The sequence below is a fragment of the Rhizobium sp. LARHSG275 genome, from assembly GCF_052871115.1.
Window position 1 is genome coordinate 25,139 of record NZ_JBIXJN010000012.1, and the last position, 18,780, is coordinate 43,918.

At 61.7% G+C, this 18,780-nt stretch carries 20 protein-coding genes and 1 pseudogene; 8 read left to right on the forward strand and 13 right to left on the reverse strand.

The features are described from left to right. Window positions 1-3: 3 nt before the first annotated feature. Window positions 4-696, reverse strand: a pseudogene (locus ACIPSK_RS17415) (hypothetical protein). Between the two features lie 112 nt (window positions 697-808). Here ACIPSK_RS17415 and ACIPSK_RS17420 point away from each other — a divergent pair. After that, window positions 809-1,306 carry a YciE/YciF ferroxidase family protein gene (locus ACIPSK_RS17420; protein ID WP_017966593.1) on the forward strand — a complete coding sequence of 166 codons (498 nt, stop codon included), beginning with the start codon at window positions 809-811 and terminating at the stop codon, window positions 1,304-1,306. Window positions 1,307-1,454: 148 nt separating this feature from the next. Here ACIPSK_RS17420 and ACIPSK_RS17425 read toward each other — a convergent pair whose 3' ends face one another. Continuing rightward, the gene (locus ACIPSK_RS17425; RefSeq protein ID WP_017966592.1) at window positions 1,455-2,363 is read right to left on the reverse strand and encodes a LysR family transcriptional regulator; all 909 of its coding nucleotides are present in this window, start codon (window positions 2,361-2,363) and stop codon (window positions 1,455-1,457) included. A gap of 234 nt (window positions 2,364-2,597) precedes the next feature. On the opposite strand from ACIPSK_RS17425, the gene ACIPSK_RS17430 reads away from it, so the two are divergent. Both ACIPSK_RS17430 and ACIPSK_RS17435 read left to right on the forward strand, forming a co-directional pair. Next, window positions 2,598-3,593, forward strand: a complete 996-nt coding sequence (locus tag ACIPSK_RS17430; RefSeq protein WP_026154388.1) for an aldo/keto reductase — start codon at window positions 2,598-2,600, stop codon at window positions 3,591-3,593. A gap of 91 nt (window positions 3,594-3,684) precedes the next feature. After that, on the forward strand, window positions 3,685-4,044 hold the full coding sequence (locus ACIPSK_RS17435) for a nuclear transport factor 2 family protein (RefSeq protein WP_017966590.1): 360 nt from the start codon (window positions 3,685-3,687) through the stop codon (window positions 4,042-4,044). Window positions 4,045-4,098: 54 nt separating this feature from the next. Here ACIPSK_RS17435 and pheT read toward each other — a convergent pair whose 3' ends face one another. The 5 genes from pheT to infC all read right to left on the reverse strand — a co-directional run bounded on the left by pheT (window position 4,099) and on the right by infC (window position 9,266). Further along, window positions 4,099-6,522, reverse strand: coding sequence for a phenylalanine--tRNA ligase subunit beta (pheT, locus tag ACIPSK_RS17440; RefSeq protein ID WP_017966589.1), 2,424 nt, complete (start codon window positions 6,520-6,522; stop codon window positions 4,099-4,101). 16 nt (window positions 6,523-6,538) lie between these two features. Further along, window positions 6,539-7,621, reverse strand: coding sequence for a phenylalanine--tRNA ligase subunit alpha (pheS, locus tag ACIPSK_RS17445; protein ID WP_017966588.1), 1,083 nt, complete (start codon window positions 7,619-7,621; stop codon window positions 6,539-6,541). A 150-nt stretch (window positions 7,622-7,771) separates the two neighbouring features. Further along, window positions 7,772-8,176 (reverse strand): 50S ribosomal protein L20, encoded by a 405-nt coding sequence (gene rplT, locus ACIPSK_RS17450; RefSeq protein ID WP_017966587.1) that lies wholly within the window; start codon window positions 8,174-8,176, stop codon window positions 7,772-7,774. A 38-nt stretch (window positions 8,177-8,214) separates the two neighbouring features. Continuing rightward, complete coding sequence (rpmI, locus tag ACIPSK_RS17455) at window positions 8,215-8,418, reverse strand: 50S ribosomal protein L35 (protein WP_003570998.1); 204 nt, start codon at window positions 8,416-8,418, stop codon at window positions 8,215-8,217. A 311-nt stretch (window positions 8,419-8,729) separates the two neighbouring features. Next, on the reverse strand, window positions 8,730-9,266 hold the full coding sequence (gene infC, locus ACIPSK_RS17460; protein WP_075225634.1) for a translation initiation factor IF-3: 537 nt from the start codon (window positions 9,264-9,266) through the stop codon (window positions 8,730-8,732). A gap of 178 nt (window positions 9,267-9,444) precedes the next feature. Here infC and ACIPSK_RS17465 point away from each other — a divergent pair, with 178 nt between their 5' ends. Together ACIPSK_RS17465 and ACIPSK_RS17470 are read left to right on the forward strand one after the other, a co-directional pair. Next, window positions 9,445-10,359, forward strand: a complete 915-nt coding sequence (locus ACIPSK_RS17465; protein ID WP_162115509.1) for an alpha/beta hydrolase — start codon at window positions 9,445-9,447, stop codon at window positions 10,357-10,359. A 165-nt stretch (window positions 10,360-10,524) separates the two neighbouring features. Further along, window positions 10,525-11,124 (forward strand): transglutaminase-like cysteine peptidase, encoded by a 600-nt coding sequence (locus ACIPSK_RS17470; RefSeq protein WP_017966585.1) that lies wholly within the window; start codon window positions 10,525-10,527, stop codon window positions 11,122-11,124. A gap of 445 nt (window positions 11,125-11,569) precedes the next feature. Here ACIPSK_RS17470 and mbfA read toward each other — a convergent pair whose 3' ends face one another. Next, window positions 11,570-12,553, reverse strand: a complete 984-nt coding sequence (mbfA, locus tag ACIPSK_RS17475; protein WP_017966584.1) for an iron exporter MbfA — start codon at window positions 12,551-12,553, stop codon at window positions 11,570-11,572. Window positions 12,554-12,724: 171 nt separating this feature from the next. On the opposite strand from mbfA, the gene ACIPSK_RS17480 reads away from it, so the two are divergent. Next, window positions 12,725-13,192, forward strand: a complete 468-nt coding sequence (locus ACIPSK_RS17480) for a group III truncated hemoglobin (protein ID WP_017966583.1) — start codon at window positions 12,725-12,727, stop codon at window positions 13,190-13,192. Window positions 13,193-13,237: 45 nt separating this feature from the next. Here the strand turns inward: ACIPSK_RS17480 and ACIPSK_RS17485 are convergent, their stop codons facing one another. The 3 genes from ACIPSK_RS17485 to ACIPSK_RS17495 all read right to left on the reverse strand — a co-directional run bounded on the left by ACIPSK_RS17485 (window position 13,238) and on the right by ACIPSK_RS17495 (window position 16,049). Continuing rightward, entirely contained in the window at window positions 13,238-14,149 is a 912-nt protein-coding gene (locus tag ACIPSK_RS17485; RefSeq protein ID WP_017966582.1) for an EamA family transporter, read from the reverse strand. A 316-nt stretch (window positions 14,150-14,465) separates the two neighbouring features. Further along, on the reverse strand, window positions 14,466-15,014 hold the full coding sequence (gene recX, locus ACIPSK_RS17490; RefSeq protein ID WP_017966581.1) for a recombination regulator RecX: 549 nt from the start codon (window positions 15,012-15,014) through the stop codon (window positions 14,466-14,468). Window positions 15,015-15,023: 9 nt separating this feature from the next. Then, window positions 15,024-16,049, reverse strand: coding sequence for a histone deacetylase family protein (locus ACIPSK_RS17495; protein WP_017966580.1), 1,026 nt, complete (start codon window positions 16,047-16,049; stop codon window positions 15,024-15,026). A gap of 132 nt (window positions 16,050-16,181) precedes the next feature. On the opposite strand from ACIPSK_RS17495, the gene ACIPSK_RS17500 reads away from it, so the two are divergent. Beyond that, the gene (locus ACIPSK_RS17500) at window positions 16,182-16,793 is read left to right on the forward strand and encodes an HAD family hydrolase (RefSeq protein ID WP_017966579.1); all 612 of its coding nucleotides are present in this window, start codon (window positions 16,182-16,184) and stop codon (window positions 16,791-16,793) included. A gap of 15 nt (window positions 16,794-16,808) precedes the next feature. Here the strand turns inward: ACIPSK_RS17500 and ACIPSK_RS17505 are convergent, their stop codons facing one another. After that, on the reverse strand, window positions 16,809-17,327 hold the full coding sequence (locus tag ACIPSK_RS17505; protein WP_017966578.1) for a GNAT family N-acetyltransferase: 519 nt from the start codon (window positions 17,325-17,327) through the stop codon (window positions 16,809-16,811). A gap of 25 nt (window positions 17,328-17,352) precedes the next feature. Beyond that, entirely contained in the window at window positions 17,353-17,919 is a 567-nt protein-coding gene (locus ACIPSK_RS17510) for a helix-turn-helix domain-containing protein (RefSeq protein WP_017966577.1), read from the reverse strand. Between the two features lie 138 nt (window positions 17,920-18,057). On the opposite strand from ACIPSK_RS17510, the gene tenA reads away from it, so the two are divergent. Beyond that, window positions 18,058-18,756: a thiaminase II gene (gene tenA / locus ACIPSK_RS17515; RefSeq protein WP_017966576.1), complete on the forward strand. Its 699-nt coding sequence runs from the start codon at window positions 18,058-18,060 to the stop codon at window positions 18,754-18,756. Window positions 18,757-18,780 lie beyond the last annotated feature (24 nt).

The window sequence follows — 18,780 nt, forward strand, 5'->3', positions numbered from 1 at the left end:
CATTTAAAGTGTTACAGCGTCCTTTGCGCGTCTGAGAGGACGCGCGGCGCTGTAAGCGATGGAAAACCAGCATACCACTCGGAATGATCGCCTGCCCAATTGGCCATGCCGGGTTTGGTCAGGATGCCGCGCGGGCTGACATAACTCTGGATCACCCGCTTCGGCCGTTCGTGCCACTGGATATTGAAGGCCCAGAGCTTGGGAAAGAAGCAGAGCGAGGCATAAGGCAGGTGGTCGTGAATCCACCAGGCGAGCCGCTGCCAGTCGCTTTCATCGTGGTAATGGTCGACCATCCACGGCACGGCAATGCAGACGGCAGCACCCATGCAGCCGTCGAAGTCCCTCATATCCCAGATGTGATGCGCTGATGTGGACGCATTGGTCGAACAGTTCAGATTGTTCTCGTTGCCGAACCTGTTGACCGCGGGCGAACGATAGCCGGAACGGATATGCAGGCGCCCGAACGTTGCCTCCAGCGGCTCCAGCAATTCCTCGCAAAGCCTCTTGCCCGCCTCGATCGCCAGATCGGGATCTTCGGGGATATTGGGAATGCGGTAGAAATCGGCGATTTCGGAATGCAGGAAATCGCGGAGGAAGAAGTTTTGCGACAGCCGCACACGGCCAAGATCCTCCAGACCCTTCATCGAATTCGGCTTTCGCATGACTTTACCCTCCCACATCGACGGCAGGAATCATCGCCCGGCACCGATTTCCAGTCCACCCGAAATCGATCGGGAACAATTAACGCGATCTTCTCTTCTTAATGTGTCGCCGCGTTCGCGGTTTCCCCAGAACAAGGATCGAGAAAATGGCCAAGGAAAAGACGCTGGAAGATCTCTTCTATGACACGCTGAAGGACATCTACTTTGCCGAACGGCAGATATTGCGCGCCCTGCCGAAGATGGCGCGGGCCGCCCAATCCTCCGAACTGAAGAAGGGCTTCGAAAAACACCGTGAGGAAACCGAAGGCCAGGTCGAGCGCCTGCAGCAGGTTTTCGAACTGATCGATAAACGCGCCCAGGGCAAGACCTGCGAGGCGATCCAGGGCATCATCGCCGAGGGCGAGGACATCATGGAGGAATTCAAGGGCACGGCGGCCCTCGATGCCGGCCTGATTTCGGCTGCCCAGGCCGTCGAGCATTACGAAATCGCCCGTTACGGCACGCTGAAGACCTGGGCCGCGACGCTCGGTCTCAAGGAGGTCGTCGGCCTGCTCGACCAGACGCTGCAACAGGAAACGGCCACCGACAAGACCCTCTCCCAGCTCGCCACCACGGCGGCAAACCAGAAGGCAAAGGCTGCCTGATGGAAACGGCGCCCTAATAACAACGGGCGGCCCGGTTCCAGCGCATCGGCCCGAAAAGTCGGAATCGATTTTCGGAAAGCACGATGCGCAGATTTAAAGTGCTACAGCGTCCTTTGCGCGTCTGAAAGGACGCGCGGCGCTGTAATCCTTACCGGCCGCCCGTATCCTGCCCGCTGTATCTGAAGAAATCGATGAAGGCGCGCAGCGCCGGGCGCATCTGCCGCCGGGTGGGATAATAGAGAAAAGGCCCGGCATAGGGCGCGCACCAATCCTCCAGCACCCGCACAAGCTTGCCGCTCGCCAGTTCGGCATTGACCCGCATGTCGAAGAGATAGGCGAGGCCGGCGCCGTTCAGCGCCGCAAGCATGGCCAGCCGATCCTCGCTGACAACAAGCGGCCCATCGACCGAAACGACGAGTTCCTGCCCGTCCTTTTCGAATTCCCAGCGATAGATCGAGCCGTTGGTGAATCGCCGCTTGATGCAGCGATGACGGACGAGATCGCGCGGATGCTCCGGCTTCGGATGGTGCTCGAAATATTCGGGCGAAGCGGCGATTACCGTCGTCAGATCGGGCGAGACCCTGACCGCGATCATATCAGCCTCCAGGCTCTCCTCCAGCCGGATGCCGGCATCGAAACCTTCCTTGACGATATCCGTGAAACCGTCCTCATTGGCGATCTCCAGGGTGATATCGGGATAGAGGTTGAGAAAGTCGCCGAGCCGCGGAGCGAGCAGCAGATCGGAGGCGAAGCGCGGCGCGGTGATACGCAGATTTCCAGCCGGTTTGGCGCGCGTATCTCGGACGGCCTCCAAGGCAATGTCGATCTCATCGAGCGCGGGACGAAGTCTTTCAAGCAGCAGCCGGCCCTCTTCTGTCGGCGCGACGCTACGGGTGGTGCGCGCCAGAAGCCGCACCCCCAGGCTTTCCTCGAGGCTCGATATCGCATGGCTGATCGCCGAGGGCGCGACGAGGAGTTCCTTCGCCGCGGCCCGGAAGCTGCGATGCTCCGAGACGGCGGCGAGAACGGCGAGTTGCGAGAGCTGTGTTCTGTTCATTGATCGAAATGATAGAACAACCTGTTAGAAACTGCATGTATTTTCTGATTGATGCGGCAGCGATATGGTCTGCCCGTACCGCAACCAGTCAGAACAGAATGATTTCAGGCCACTCGGCCTAAAAGCTGAATCCTGTTCTGAATTAAATAGTTAGAGCTTGATGTCGTCCGAAAACCGCTCACACTTTTCGGCATCATGCTCTGGCGGCTCAAAATCAGCTCAAAGGAGCACATCATGAAAATCCGGAAACTCGGAAACGATCTAACCGTCTCGGCCGTCGGCCTTGGCTGCATGGGCATGAGCTTTGCCTATGGCGCCAGCGACGATGCGGAATCGATCAAGACACTGCATCGCGCCATCGATCTCGGCGTGACCTTCTTCGACACCGCCGAAGTCTATGGTCCCTTTACCAATGAAGTTCTTCTCGGCAAAGCGCTGAAGCCGTTCCGCGACCGCGTGGTGATCGCCACCAAATTCGGCTTCAAGATCGATGCCAGCAAGCCGGGTACTGCCGCCATCACCGGCGTCGACAGCCGCCCCGAGCATGTGCGCGCGGTGGCCGAAGCCTCGCTGAAACGCCTCGGCATCGAGACCATCGACCTCCTCTACCAGCACCGGGTCGATCCCAACGTGCCGATCGAAGAGACGGTCGGCGTCATGGCGGAGTTGGTGAAGGAGGGGAAAGTCCGCGCCCTCGGGCTTTCGGAAGCCGGCAGCGCCACCATTCGTCGCGCCCATGCGGTCCATCCGATCGCAGCCCTGCAGAGTGAATATTCGCTCTGGACGCGCGACCCCGAAGAAGAGGTGCTTGCCACCTGCCGCGAACTCGGCATCGGCTTCGTGCCTTACAGCCCGCTCGGCCGCGGCTTCCTGACCGGAGCGATCCGCAAAGTGGATGATCTCGCTGCCGACGATTTCCGCCGGCAGGTGCCGCGTTTCCAGGCGGAAAATTTCGACGCCAATGCCGCCCTCGTCGCAACGCTCGAGCGGCTGGCCGCCGAGAAGGGCGTGACGGCAGCACAGCTGGCGCTCGCCTGGGTGTTGAACCAGGGCGACGACATCGTGCCGATACCGGGCGCCCGCAAGCTTCATCATCTCGAACAGAACGCCGCTGCCGCCGATATCGTGCTGAGCCCCGCGGAACTCGCGAGGCTTGAAGAGGTCATCCCGGCCGGACAGGTGGCCGGCCAACGTTACTCCGATGCCTCGCTTGCGATGACTAACATCTGAACCCGAAAAAGCCCGGTCGGCGCAACCGGCCGGGCTTGCCTTCGGGGCTGGCGAAACTATTTAACGCCATCTCTGAGAACGGGATGAAAATATGTCGGACAGGCAGGCAGTCGAACAGACGGTTCATCTCTATGTCGAAGGCATGGCCTTCGCAAATGAGGCAGCCTTGAAAAAGGCCTTTCATCCGAAAAGCTCGATCATCGGCCATTACGAAAATGCGGTCGAATGGCTGACGCGGGACGAATTCATCGCCGCGATCCTGCAGGAGGAGCCGGCGCCGCCCGGCACGCAGCCCTACATGGACATCCAGAGCGTCGATGTCGAAGGCGATGCGGCGAGCGTCAAGGTCACCGACGATTTCGCCGGCATGCGCTTTACCGATTATCTCTCGCTGCTGAAGATCGACGGCCGCTGGACGATCGTCAGTAAGCTCTACCATCTGCATCTGTGAAAAGACCGGCCGTCATTCGCGACCGGTCCATTATCTGGCTACGTTGGGTGAAGCTCAGCTTCTGAGGACACCGCCGGTGAATTTCGCAACGCTGGCGACGATCTTCTGCGTCAGCGCTTCGAAATCCTCATCCGTCAGCGTGCGCTCGACCGGCTGGATCTGAATCTCGATCGCCACCGATTTCTTGCCCTCGCCAACCGATGCGCCCTCGAAGATGTCGAAGACATTGACGCCGGTCACCAGCTTGCGGTCGGCGCCGGTGGCGGCCTTGACGATGGCGCCTGCTTCCACCGTTTTGTCGACGACGAAGGCAAAGTCGCGCCGCACCACCTGGAAGGGCGACAGTTCGAGCGCCGGCTTGGTGCGCGTCGCCTTGCGCTTGGCCTCCGGCATGGCGTCGACATAGACCTCGAAGCCGCAGAGAGCGCCGGAGACATCGAGCGCTTCCAGCGTCAGCGGATGGAATTCGCCGAAATAACCGAGCACGACCTTCGGCCCCATCTTGATCGTGCCGGAGCGGCCGGGATGATACCATTCCGGCCCGCCCTGCTCGATCTGGATATTGCCCATCGGCAGGCCGCAGGCTTCGATGACGGCGAGCGCGTCGGCCTTGGCGTCGAAGACGTCGACCGGCTTGCCGCCGCCCTTGGCGGGGTTCGACCAGGCGCGACCGGCGCCGGCAAGCGAGGCCGTGCCGCGGCGAATGCCGCCGGCCACGCGTCGCTGACCCTCAGGCCTGTCATTCTCATAAGTGCCGGAGACCTCGAAGAGGGCGACATCGCCGTAACCCCTGTCGGCATTGCGCTGGGCTGCGGTCAGCAGGCCCGGCAGAAGCGACGGGCGCATATCCGACATTTCGGCGGCGATCGGATTGGCAAGCTTGAGGGCCGGCGAACCGCCGCCGAAGAGCTTTGCCTGGTCTTCCGGAATGAAGGACCAGGTGACGGCTTCGAGCATGCCGCGCGCGGCCAGCGCCCGCTTGGCGAGGCGGGTGCGGATCTGCAGCGTCGTCAGGATCTTGCCGTTGACGGCCGCATGGCTTTCGAGCGGCGCCGGCTTGATATTGTCGACGCCGTGGATGCGCATGACCTCCTCGACGAGATCGGCCTTGCCGTCGACATCGGGGCGCCAGGAGGGAACGGCAACGGAGACGCGCTCGCCGGAACCCGAGACCCTGAAGCCCAGACGCGTCAGAATCGTGTCGCTTTCCTCATTCGAGACGTCGAGGCCCGTCAGGCGCTTGACCTCCGAATAGGGGAAATCGACGATCTTCGGTTCGTAACCCTTGTAGCCGACGACCTCGGCCTTGGCGGCCTTGCCGCCGCAAAGTTCCAGCACCAGTTCCGTCGTGCGTTCGAGACCGGGGACCATATAGCTCGGATCGACGCCGCGTTCGAAGCGGTAGCGGGCGTCAGTGATGATGCCGAGGCTGCGGCCTGATTTGGCGATGTTCATCGGGTCCCAGAGGGCAGATTCGATCAGCACGTCGACGGTGTTTTCGTCGCAGCCGGAATGTTCGCCGCCCATGATGCCGCCGATCGATTCGATACCGTTTTCATCTGATATGACGACGTTGTTCGGCGACAGTTTGTATTCGCGCTGGTCGAGCGCCAGCACCGTCTCGCCTTCGGCGGCGCGGCGGACGGTCAGGTTGCCATTGATCTTGGCGGCATCGAAGACATGGATCGGCCGTCCCTGATCGAAGGTCATGTAATTGGTGACATCGACAAGCGCATTGATGGGGCGCAGGCCGATGGCGATCAGCCGCTGCTGAATCCAGCGCGGGCTCGGGCCGTTCCGGACGCCGCGTACGAGGCGCAGCGCAAAGCCCGGGCAGAGCTTCGGATCGTCGAGATCGAGCGTCAGCTTCACCGGCGTCTCGCCTTCGACGGCGAAGGACGGGGCGGGTCGCGTCTTCAGCGTGCCGAGACCGGAGGCGGCGAGATCGCGGGCGATGCCGTGGATCGAGGTGCAGTCCGGCCGGTTAGGCGTCAGGTTGATCTCGATAACCGGATCATCGAGATGAGCGTAGGCGGCATAGCTCGTGCCGACAGGCGCGTCGTCCGGCAGGTCGATAATGCCGTCGTGACTGTCGGAGATCTGCAGCTCCCTTTCGGAGCACATCATGCCATGGCTTTCGACGCCGCGGATATTGCCGACGGCAAGCGTCACATCGATACCGGGAACATAGGTTCCGGGCGCTGCGAAGGCGCCGACGAGACCGGCGCGCGCATTCGGGGCACCGCAGACGACCTGGACCGGCGCGCCGGATCCAGTATCGACCATCAGCACCTTCAGCCGATCGGCCTGCGGATGTTTTTCGGCCGAGACAACTCTGGCGATAACGAAGGGCTTGAAGGCCGCCTTGTCGTCGACATCCTCGACCTCCAGCCCGATCTCGGTGAGGCGCGTGCAGATTTCATCGAGGCCGGCATCCGTTTCCAGATGCTCTTTCAGCCAGGAAAGCGTGAATTTCATCGTCCCAATTCTCCGTTCAAGCGCTGAGGCCGCCGAACAGCGTCGGCATGTCGAGCGGGCGGAAGCCGTAATGCGTCATCCAGCGGACGTCGGCGTTGAAGAAGTCGCGCAGGTCGGGCATGCCGTATTTCAGCATGGCGATACGGTCGAGGCCCATGCCCCAGGCAAAACCCTGATATTCGTCCGGATCGAGCCCGCCGTAGCGCAGCACGTTCGGGTGGACCATGCCGCAGCCGAGGATTTCCATCCAGTCGGTACCCTCGCCGAACTTGACGATCGGGCCGGAGCGGTCGCACTGGATATCGACCTCGAAGGAGGGCTCGGTGAAGGGGAAGAAGGACGGGCGAAAACGCATCGTCACGCTGTCGACCTCGAAGAAGGTCTTGCAGAATTCTTCCAGCACCCAGCGGAGGTTGGCGACATTGGCCTTCTTGTCGACCACCAGGCCTTCGACCTGATGGAACATCGGCGAATGCGTGGCGTCCGAGTCCTGGCGGTAGGTCTTGCCGGGAATGATGATGCGGATCGGCGGCGTCTGCGCCTCCATGGTGCGCACCTGCACCGGCGAGGTATGGGTGCGCAGGACCTTGCGCTCGCCATTTTCATCCGGGTTGAAGAAGAAAGTGTCGTGCATCTCGCGGGCCGGATGGCCTTCGGGGAAATTCAGCGCGGTGAAATTGTAATAATCGGTCTCGATGTCGGGACCTTCGGCGATCGAGAAGCCCATGTCGGCGAAGATCGCGGTGATCTCATCGACGATCTGGCTGATCGGATGGATACGGCCGCGCTCGGCCGGCGAAGAGCGTACCGGCAGGCTGACATCGACCGTTTCGGCCTTCAGCCGAGCATCGATCGCCGCTTGCCGCAGCGTCGCCTTGCGGGCGGTGAGCGCCTCGGTCACCGCGTTCTTCAGAACGTTGATCGCAGCACCCTTGCTCTGGCGCTCCTCCGTCGTCATGGCGCCGAGCGTCTTCAACAGTTCGGAGACGGAGCCCTTCTTGCCAAGGGCGGAAACACGCACGGCTTCCAGCGCCGTTTCGTCATCGGCAGCGGCGATTTCTGCGAGCAGCGATGTGTTGAGCTGGTCGATATCTGACATTGTCACTTCTTTCCGTCCAGTATCAGGCGGGCGATCGGGAGGCAGGCGGCGCCGGCCGGCGCCAGGAATATAAAGAAAGAAAAACCCGCGCTAGCCCAAACCAGCGCGGGTTTCCCAAAATCATAAATTCAAAAGCTTGGGAAGCGCTAGTTACTTGATCGCGCCTTCAAACTCGTTCGCCGTGCCGGCTTCCTTGAGGTATTCAAGAGCCTTCTTGGCAGCGCTGACCAGCGCGCCGAATGCTTCCGGCTCGTGGATCGCCATGTCGGAGAGAACCTTGCGGTCGACTTCGATGCCAGCCTTGTTCAGGCCGTCGATGAAGCGGCCATAGGTCAGGCCGAATTCACGCACAGCGGCGTTGATGCGCTGGATCCAAAGCGCACGGAAGTTGCGCTTATTGACCTTGCGGTCGCGGTAGGCGTACTGCTTCGAACGATCGACAGCAGCCTTGGCGGTACGGATGGTGTTCTTGCGGCGGCCGTAAAAGCCCTTTGCCGCCTTCAGAACCTTCTTGTGCTTGGCATGAGAGGTGACGCCTCTTTTTACACGTGCCATATCATGATCTCCTTAAATCTAGCGTTCGCGGACGAGTCTCAGAGACCGTTCGGCAGGTAATTCTTGATAACCTTGCGGCCATCCGGTTCTGCGAGAACCATGGTGCCACGTGCATCGCGAATGAACTTGTTGGTACGCTTGATCATGCCATGGCGCTTGCCAGCAGCGGCAGCCTTGACCTTGCCGGTCGCGGTGATCTTGAACCGCTTCTTGGCAGAGGACTTCGTCTTCATCTTGGGCATTTTGCTACTCCTTCTGTCCTCCCTGCGCGCTTTATCAAAAAAGCCCTTCTCGCGAAGTCCGGTTCTCCGGCCGTCGCAACAAGGTGCGGGAGCGTTTGTTGTTGATCTACGGCATCGGCGACGAACCGTTCCGCAAGCATTCGAAACTGCCACGGCATGCCCTGCCGGTCAGTTCGGACGCGCGCTTATAACCGCAGCGTCATGAAAGTGCAACGGGGCGGCGGAGGAATCTTCGCTGCTCCCAAAATACAGTGGCAGAAAGCACAAAAGCCGCCCTTGCGGACGGCCTTGGGCGAAAAACTGCCTGGCGCTTACTTCGGCGCCAGCACCATCATCATCTGGCGGCCTTCGAGCTTCGGTTCGGCTTCGACCTTGGCGAACTCGATCGTATCGGCCTTGACCTGCTGCAGAAGCTTCATGCCGAGTTCCTGGTGGGCCATTTCACGGCCGCGGAACTTCAGCGTCACCTTGACCTTGTCGCCTTCGTCGAAGAAGCGACCCATCGCCTTCATCTTCACCTCGTAATCATGGGTGTCGATGTTCGGGCGCATCTTGATTTCTTTGACTTCGACGATCTTCTGCTTCTTGCGCGCCTCGGCAGCCTTCTTCTGGTTGGCATATTTCAGCTTGCCCAGATCGAGGATCTTGCACACAGGCGGTTCGACATTGGGGGAAATTTCGACGAGATCGAGTCCGGCTTCTTCCGCCATTCTCAAGGCCTGGTCGGTAGGCACGACGCCCATATTCTCTCCGTCAGCCCCGATCAGCTGAACTTTGGGAATGCGGATTTCACGGTTCGAGCGCGGTCCGTCCTTCACGGGCGCGTCGGTTTTAAAAGGTCTGCGAATGGTCGTATTCTCCTCGCGTTGTTTCGGAACGTTGCAGCATCGCGCTCCCAATCAGGGGTGCACAAACGTGTCGCGTCATCGCTGCAACGGAGTCAATATCATCCTTTAGCGGAAAAATCACCCGCTGTCAGCCTGCCAAGAATCTGTTTTATAGACCAAAACAACAGGAGTTTCGCCGATGTCCGATCAGATGTCCAATGCCCAGCCGCAGTTCCTGACGGTCGGCGAGGGCGAGGCGGCGCGTGAGATCGCCATGCTCGTCCGCCCGGCGCAGGCGGGCAACGGCGCACCGGCGCTCGTCTGGCTGTCCGGCTACCGCTCCGACATGAGCGGCACCAAGGCGGTGGAACTCGACGGGCTGGCGGCGGAGCTTGGGCTCGCCTGCATCCGTCTCGACTATTCCGGCCACGGACTTTCCGGCGGCAGCTTCGGCGACGGCACGATCTCGCGCTGGCTGGAGGAAGCGCTTGCCGTCATCCGTCATGTCGCGCCCGACCGGGTGATCCTCGTCGGCTCGTCGATGGGCGGCTGGATCGCGCTCAGGCTGGCGCAGGAACTTGCGCGACAGGGCGGCGGAACGCTCGAAGGCCCAAAGCTCGCAGACCCAAAGCTCGCAGGGCCAAAGCTCGCAGGGCCAAAGCTCGCAGGGCCAAAGCTCGCAGGGCCAAAGCTCGCAGGGATGGTGCTGATCGCGCCGGCACCCGATTTCACCTCGGAGCTGATCGAGCCGAACCTGAAGGCCAAGGAGCGCAAGTCGCTTGCGGAGCGCGGCTATTTCGAAGAGCGCTCGCAATATAGCCCAGAACCCAACATCTATACACGGGCGCTGATCGAGGACGGCCGAAGGAACCGGGTGCTCGACGGCATCATCGAAACGGGCTGCCCGGTGCATATCCTCCAAGGCATGAAAGATCCCGACGTGCCGCATGCGCATGCGATGAAACTGGTCGAACATCTTCCCGCCGACGACGTGGTGCTGACCTTCGTCCGCGACGGCGATCACCGCCTTTCCCGCCCCGGCGATATCGCGCTTCTTTTGAGTGCCGTCAAAGACATCATCCGTTCATCAACAAATAGGCAGATGCCCGCTTGAACGGCAGAGGCGGATAAATTCGCCTGATGCAGGCTCCCCAAGCCGTTGCATTTTAACCATACCGGCGAGTCGCAAGGTCCTCCCAAGAAGTAACGATTGACTCTTTCCGGCCCTCTCCATTAACACTTTGTTAATAAATAAGGGCGATGCAAGGAAAGAGCGGGCGTGCGGATCAAGGGTATCTTTGTGGCCATGATGGCCATGTTTGCGATGGCGACGGCCGCCATACCAGCCCCCAGCAGAAATGCTTCCATGGTGACAGGCAATGCCACCTCACAGCCGATCGGGCACTACGATTTCTGTCAGATCCACCGCAGCGAATGCGGCGCAAACCGCAACGCAGGCCCGGTTGCCATGAACCCGGGGAAGTGGTCGCTGGTGCGTTCGGTCAACGCCACGGTCAACCGCACGATCACGCCGATGACCGACAAGGAAATCTACGGCAAGGATGAGGTCTGGGCCTATCCGACCACTGCCGGTGACTGCGAAGATTTCGCGCTGCTGAAGCGCCGCATGCTGATCCAGCGCGGGTTTTCGGCTGCCGATCTGCTGATGACGGTCGTGCGCAAGCCGGATGGCGAAGGCCATGCCGTGCTGACGCTGCGCACCGCCGAGGGCGATTTTGTGCTCGACAACCTCGCCTCCGACGTCAAGCCGTGGTTTGGGACGCCCTATTCCTTCGTCAAGCGCCAGTCGAGCTACAATGCCGGCCGCTGGGTCACCATCGAAAACGACCGCGACGTCCTGGTCGGCGCGCTGCGGTAAGGGTGGCAATAGAGAATGTGGAAAGGCCGGCGGTTTGCCGGCCTTTTTGTTTTGTGAGTGGTTCTTTATACGGGGGGCTGCCTTTCGCTTGCGCTCAAGGCGTTCGTCGCTTCCGCTCCTCACCCCCCTCATCTGCCCTACGGGCATCTTCTCCCCGCTGGGGAGAAGGGGGAGCAAGACGCACGGGTGTCGTTCCGATAGCAAAGGTCTCAAGGGAGCGAGGCGCTGCCACGACTCCGCTTCTCCCCAGCGGGGAGAAGATGCCGGCAGGCAGATGAGGGGGTGAGCGGCGAAGCCGGGAGTGCACTGAGCGCAAGCGAAGGGCAAGGAGCGCTTTTGGTGCCGAGTATGACGCACTGTCTCCCGGCCCTTCGCTTGAGCTCAGGGCGTTCGTCGCTGCAATCGATTCACCGGATCGATTGCTCGGGCTTCGCCCGACCGCTCCTCACCCATTGCCGATCAGGATACCGGCGCCGAGCACCAGGCTGCCGCCGAGCACCACCTGGAAGGCGGCGCGCAGGAAGGGGGTTTCCATGTAGCGGTTCTGGATGAAGGCGATGGCCCAGAGTTCGAAGAAGACGACGATGGCGGCGGTGATGGTCGCCGTCCAGAAATGCGGGATCAGATAGGGCAAGGCATGACCGAGACCGCCGAGTGCCGTCATGATGCCGCAGGCAAGGCCGCGTTTAACCGGCGAGCCTCTGCCGGAGATCTTGCCGTCGTCATGGGCGGCTTCGGTGAAGCCCATCGAAATGCCGGCGCCGACGGAGGCTGAAAGGCCGACGAGGAAGGTCTGCCAAGTATCCTGCGTGGCGAAGGCGGCGGCAAAGATCGGCGCCAGCGTCGAGACCGAGCCGTCCATCAGCCCAGCAAGACCGGGCTGCACATAGGTCAGCACGAATTGTCGGCGCACCGTCTCGTCCTCGTCATGCTTGACGTCTTCGGGCGTATGTTTGTCTCCGAGCATACGGGCGATATCTTCATGCCCTTGTTCAGCAAGCGCGAGATCACCGAGAAGCTGGCGCGTCGAAGCGTCCGAGGTCCGCTTTGCCGCCTCGACATAGAAGCGATAGGCCTGCTCCTCCATCGCCTCGGTTTCCCTGCGCATCGCATCCAGCGAAAGGTTTGCCCTGAGCCAGTCCGGCTTGCGTTCGTAGAATCCCTCCACATGCTCGCGCCGGATCAACGGAATGCGCTCACCGAAACGCTGGCGATGGATGTCGATCAATGACTTGCGATGGGTATCCTCGACCTCGGCCATGTCCTCGAAAACCTTGGCCGAGGCCGGAAATTCGCGGCGAAGCCTGTCCGCATAAGCGAGATAGATGCGGGCATCGTCTTCCTCGGAAGCGATCCCAAGGGCGAGAATCTCCTGCTCGGAGAGCGACTCGAAAGATCGTTTCGGGGATCTGAAAAACCGCGCCAGCATGACTCTCTCCAATTTTTAGAATAATTCTAAATCTAAAGAAGGAGGTGGTGACGGTCAAGGGCATGGAGCAGGCCAGCTGACAGATTGCCGCAAGTGGCGCGGGCGACTTTGGCGCGCTGCCATAAACACCTATATGAGAGGCGCCGCATCACGCGGCGCCGGGGTTTTGGAATGGACAATGATATTCAGGGCCGCCCTGCTCATGTCGCGGCGATCCGCGAAAGGGCGGAGGCCGAAATGCGGGACATGGGCGTCGACGAGGCTTTCATCGACAGGCTGGTCGAGACCTTTTACGGGCGCGTGTTAACGCATCCCGATCTCGGCCCGGTGTTCGACGCCAGGCTGTCCGGCCGCTGGCCACAGCATATGGAAAAGATGAAGAGCTTCTGGTCGGCCGTTGCCTTCCGCAGCGGCGCCTATGGCGGCAAGCCGGTGCAAGCGCATACCGGTGTTGCGAACCTCACACCCGATCTCTTTCCGAAGTGGCTGTCGCTGTTTGCCGCAACGCTCGACGATATCGCCCCATCGCCGGAGGCCAAGGCCTGGTTCATGGCGACGGCGGAACGGATCGCCAAGAGCCTGACTCTGTCGCTGTTCTACAATCCGGCACTCGACGATCCCACGCGCAAACCCGCCTGATCTATCGTATAGAGACGACCTCAACGGAAAAACGCTGATACATTTCTAGGTCTTCGCCGCCGAGGCGGTGGCGCCGGCACTGGCCGCCACGACGAGCGCCGTTCCCAGCATCTGCAGCACGGTCATCGGTTGGGCGAGGATCAAAAAACCGGCAAGGGCGCCGATCGCCGGTTCGAGGCTCATCAGAATACCGAAGGATGCCGCCGGCATGCGCCGCAGCGCCACCATCTCCAGCGCATAGGGCAGCAGCGGCACGAGGATGGCAAGGCCGAGAACCTCGGCCAGTCCCTTCAGCGTGAAGGCACCCGCCGTCTCCACCAGACCGAAGGGTGTCGCGACGAGGCCGGCGACGAGCAGCGACATGGACAGGCCTTCCAGTCCCTTGAAGGCAGCGCCGACCTTCTTCGTCAACAGGATATAGACCGCCCATCCCACCGCGGAGCCGAGGGCGAAGAGGACGCCTGAGAGATTGCCGACCCAGCCTTCGCCGTCATGGGCGAGGAAGAGGATGCCGGCCGCAGCGATCAACGGCCAGGTGAGCCGCCAGGTCAGGCCATAGCCGAAGACCGCGACCGAGAGCGGCCCGAGGAAATCGATGGCGATCGCCAGGCCGAGCGGCAGCCGCTGGATCGCCGCGAAGAAGCAGAGCGTCATGGCGGCCGTCGTCGTGCCGAGCAGCAATGTCGCCCGCCATTGGGCGCCGCTATAACGCAGCACCGAAGGCCTGACGACGACGGCAAGGATGATCGCCGCAAAAGCGAGCCGCAGCCAGGTGGCACCGGCAACGCCATAGGTCGCAATGGCTGACGACGACAATGCCGCGCCGAACTGGATCGACGACATCGACATCAGGCACATTGCGACCCCGGCCGCCAAGCCGCCCGAAGCCGTCGATACGCCCGGCTGCGCCATCAAGGCTGCGCCATCCGTCCCGGTCTCGATATTCTTGATGTCCATGTAACCCCCGATCCTGGCGCGGTTCTAAGCCGAAGACGGGGGAGAACCAAATTCAAACTTTTCATGCCGGGATCAAGAGCGCTGATGCCGAGGCGCCGAAGATCGGCCGGCGGTGCGGGAGATCGGAGCTGGAAGCCCCTCATCCGCCTGCCGGCACCTTCTCCCCGCAGGCGGGGAGAAGGGACATGCTGCACCGGCTTCCCCCAATCTCGACGCCGCGTTTGGCATGTCCCCTCTCCCCGTTTTTTACGGGGAGAGGGTTAGGGTGAGGGGCAGCTATCGGCGCAACCAGCCAAGCAAAAGCTCTTGTCTAATATCAGCGACGGCCCGCAAGGATGACCTCTTCGGCGTCTTCGACGTTCATGTCGAAGACCTTCCTGCCGATGTCGAAGCTGAAGCCGTTGCGGGCAAAAGCCGAAAGCTCTTTCGCCTTTCGCTTTTCGTCGAGCTCGACCCGGCGGAAGGGGCCGAAGGCGCGTTTGCGGGCGAATATTGCCGCCGCATAGAGATCGTCAGCCTCTTCAAGCGCAGCCTCGACCTTGTCGCTGGAGACGCCCTTGGCAGCAAGCTTCTGGGCGATCGCGCGCTTCGATTTACCGCCGCGCACGGCAGAGCGCGTGCTGATCTCCGCATAGGCGCGGTCATCGAGCACCTTGTTGTCATAGGCAAATTTGACGGCGAAATCGGCAACGGCCTTGAGTTGCGCCGCGCTGATATCTTCGAACCTCTCCTTCGCCTTGCGGGTGATGGCGTCAAAGAGCTGCTTTTCCGTCATCATCCGCCGCTCGAGGCGATAGATAGCGGAATTGCGCGCCCAGCTCAGCATGCGTGATGTCGGGAGGGATGGAACAGTCTCGTCGGTCATCGGCGGTGATCAGGCTTCCAGACCCTTGAGGACGTTGGCGACGTTAAGGCCGATCTCCGGCACGCCGTAACCGCCCTCCATGCAGGCGAGCACCGGCAGGCCGGCGGAAGCGATCATCGCGCCCATGCGGGTGAAATCGTCGGAGGTGAGGCTGAAGAAAGAGATCGGGTCGCGCTCGAAGGTGTCGACGCCGAGCGCCACGACGATCGCCTCGGCGCCGAAGGCCTTGATGCGGGTGAGCGCATCAGCAAGGGCCGAAGACCAGACATCCCAAGGCGTGCCCGGCGGCATCGGATAGTTGCGGTTGGCGCCGGCACCCTCCCCCTCGCCTTGCTCGTCGGCATGGCCGAGGAAATAGGGAAAGGCGTGCATGGGATCGCCGTGCAGCGAGGCGGTGAAGACGTCGCCTCTGTGATAGAAGAGATCCTGGGTGCCGTTGCCATGGTGGAAATCGACATCCAGCACCGCGACTTTCCTCGCACCGTGATCGAGCAGCCACTGCGCCGCGACGCCCGAATTGTTGATGAAGCAATATCCGCCGAAGAGATCGATGCCTGCATGATGGCCGGGCGGGCGGCAGAGCGAAAAGGCGAAACGATTGCCTCGCGTCAGCCAGTCGGCGCCGGTGACGGCACAGCGCATGGAAGCGATCGCCGCCTCGCAGGAGCCCTTGGTGATCGAGGTATCGGCGGCATTGGCGTAATGGCCGATCGCACCGACGATATTGTCGGGCACGCGCTGGCTGGTGCGGCGAACGGCGAAGGAATTGGCGATCGCCTCGCCGGTGAAACCGGCCGCTACCCAGCGGTCCCAGACGGTGGCGAGAAAATCCAGATAGGCGGGATCATGCACTTTTCGAGCCGTTTCCAGCCCGTGCGCATCGGGCGCAACGACATCGGTAAAGCCCGCCTGCTTGACCGCTGCGAGAATCCATTCGGCGCGGAACGGCGCCTCGAAGGGCGCCACCAGCTGGCCGGCGTGCAGCTCCGTCTTGGCATCGCGCAGCTTGTGATCCTCGGAATAGATGACGCGCATTTCAGATCCTGCCCTTGATTGACAATGGAGATTTACACGGCTCGGCCCTGACAAAAAAGCGGCGCGGGCTCTTGATCGTCTGGAATAATGACGCACTTTCGCCGGTGTTTTGAGAACGAGGAAAATTTCCGCATGAAAGTGCTGATGGTCGATGTCGACGGCGTGCTCATTCATGGTCGCCCGACCGATGGCCTGCCTCTCTTCACCTATCTGGAGCGCGATCTCGGCCTGCGCCTCGACCTGCTGCAGCAGGAATTCTTCCAGACTCACTGGCGCGATATCATCATCGGCCACGCGGCGCTCGAGCCGAGGCTCGCCGGCGTTCTCGCAAAAATCGCACCCCATCTCCGCGCCGAAACGCTGATCGACTACTGGTTCGAAAACGATTCCCGACTCGATCTCAATCTGCTCGAGGAACTCGCTGCTCTCAGGCAAAGCGGCATCACCCTCTTGCTGGCGACCAACCAGGAGCATAGGCGGGCGCGTTACCTGATGGAGCAGATCGGCCTTAATGCGCATTTCGACGACATCATCTATTCCGCAGCGCTCGGGTACAGCAAACCTTCCCCCGATTTCTTCCGACTGGCGACCGAGCGGGCCGGGGTGCTGCCCGGCGAGATCGCCTTCATCGACGATATGGCCGAAAATATCGAGGCGGCGCGACAGTTCGGCTGGAATGCCGCGCAATGGACGACGGGCGCGACACTCGGTGGCACGCTTCCTGTCTTCGCCAGGCCGGCATGAGCGGGGCCGGCGCAATCAGGCGAGCCGCTTATAGAACAGCGTGGTGGCGCAGAAGCCACCTTCCGGCCACAACGCATAATCGGGAATGACGCCGACGCGCTGCCAGCCCAAGCGCGGATAAATCGCCTCGGCATCGCTGCCGGTTGCCGTATCGAGCACGAGCAGGGTCTTGCCGCGGCTTGCCGCCTCGCGCTCGGCGGCATCCATCAGCAGTCGGGCGAGCCCGTTGCCGCGAGCGGAGCGGTGCACCAGCAGCTTCTTCAGGTCGCCGCGATGCGGCTGGTTCGGCATCTGCGCGGCACCCACCTGCACCGTGCCGACGATCCTGCCGCCGAGTTCGGCGACCAGCAGCAGATTTCCGCCCGTGGCAACGGCATCGGCGACATCGCTCCAATAGGACTCGGCATCCTCAAGCCCATAGGGCTGCATGAAACCGACGGAGGCGCCGCCAGCGACGCAATCGATAAGTATTTCCGAAAGAGCCGGAATGGCCGCGCGGGCCTCCTCGGCGGAAAGGGTACGAATAGCAGGCATGCTGTTCTCCTGAAATGAAATGCTTCTATCGGCCGCCGCGATCGAGGACGACGCAATAGCGTGCCGGTGCGTTGCCGGGATTGTGGAAGACGTGGCCCTCGCCGACCGGCATGAAGAGGCAATCGCCCGGGCGCAGCCGGTAGACGGTCTCACCCGCCGTCATCTCCAGCTCGCCGTCGAACAGCCAGATATGCTGCGTCATGCCATGGGCGCTCGCATGCGGGGGGAAGCTGACGCGGGCGCCGGCGGGGAATTCGATCTCGACGATATCGACATCGGAAGCCGTGCCCGGGGGTGAAACAGACCGCCTGAGATAACCGGTCTCCGGATCGCGCCAGACTTGCTGCTCCTGCCTCCGGGCGAGCGGCGAGGCCTGCCCCTCTTCCGCAAAGAAGGCCGACAGCGACAGGCCGAGCGCGGCGCAGATCCTTGCCAGCAGCGAGGCGGTCGGGCTCGCCTCCGCCCGCTCGATGCGCGAGATCATCGCCCGGCTGACGCCGGAGGCGGCAGCAAGATCATCGAGCGTCAGAGCCTTTTCCTGCCGCAGCGTGCGGATGCGGATGCCGATCGCCTGTTCGAGTTCCGGTTCCATTTTCAGGTCTCATGATTCCACTATAAGAGAAATACATTATCCGATGATGGAATCAAGTGCCTATGAAAAGCGGTCAAACGCGTCTTGCTTTCGCCGCTGCGCCGTCCATATATGGCGGCGTAATCCGAGGAGAGAGCAATGGACGCCAGCACGCAGAGCACGGAACTGACGGGAAGCTTCACGGCTGTCGCCTGGGACAGGATCGCGCCGATCATGGCCGAGATCGAGGCCTTGCCGCTGCTGCAGCGCCTTTCGGACGGCACATTGCCGCCGGAGGTTTTCCGGCACTATATCCTGCAGGATGCGCTCTACCTCAAGCATTATGCGCGATGCCTCGCGATCGTCGCAGCCAAGGCGCCCGACAATGCGCAGGTCCTGCGCTTCCTCGGTTCGGCGCAGAAGGCGATCACCGTCGAGCAGGGCCTGCACGCCGGCTTCCTCACCCAGTTCGGCATCACGTCTGCGGACGTCACATCAGCCGAGCCCTCGCCTGCCGGCTTTGCCTATACGAACTTTCTGCTTGCCACCGCCTATCACAGCTCCTACGCGGTGGCGCTGTCCTCGATCCTTCCCTGCTTCTGGATCTACTGGCACGTCGGCGAAGCGATCAAGAACCGGCCTGTTATCGAGGGCAATGCCTTCCAGGCCTGGATCAACACCTATGGCGATCCGCAATTTGCCGCCGGTGCCCGCGAAGTCATCGCGCTGACCGACATCGCCGCCCGCGCCGCATCGCCGGTAGAGCGGGCGCAAATGACAGATGTCTTCATACGCGCCTCGCAATATGAATGGATGTTCTGGGATTCGGCCTGGCGGCTGGAGACGTGGCCGGTCTGATAGGCGCCCGACACAGGACGAAAT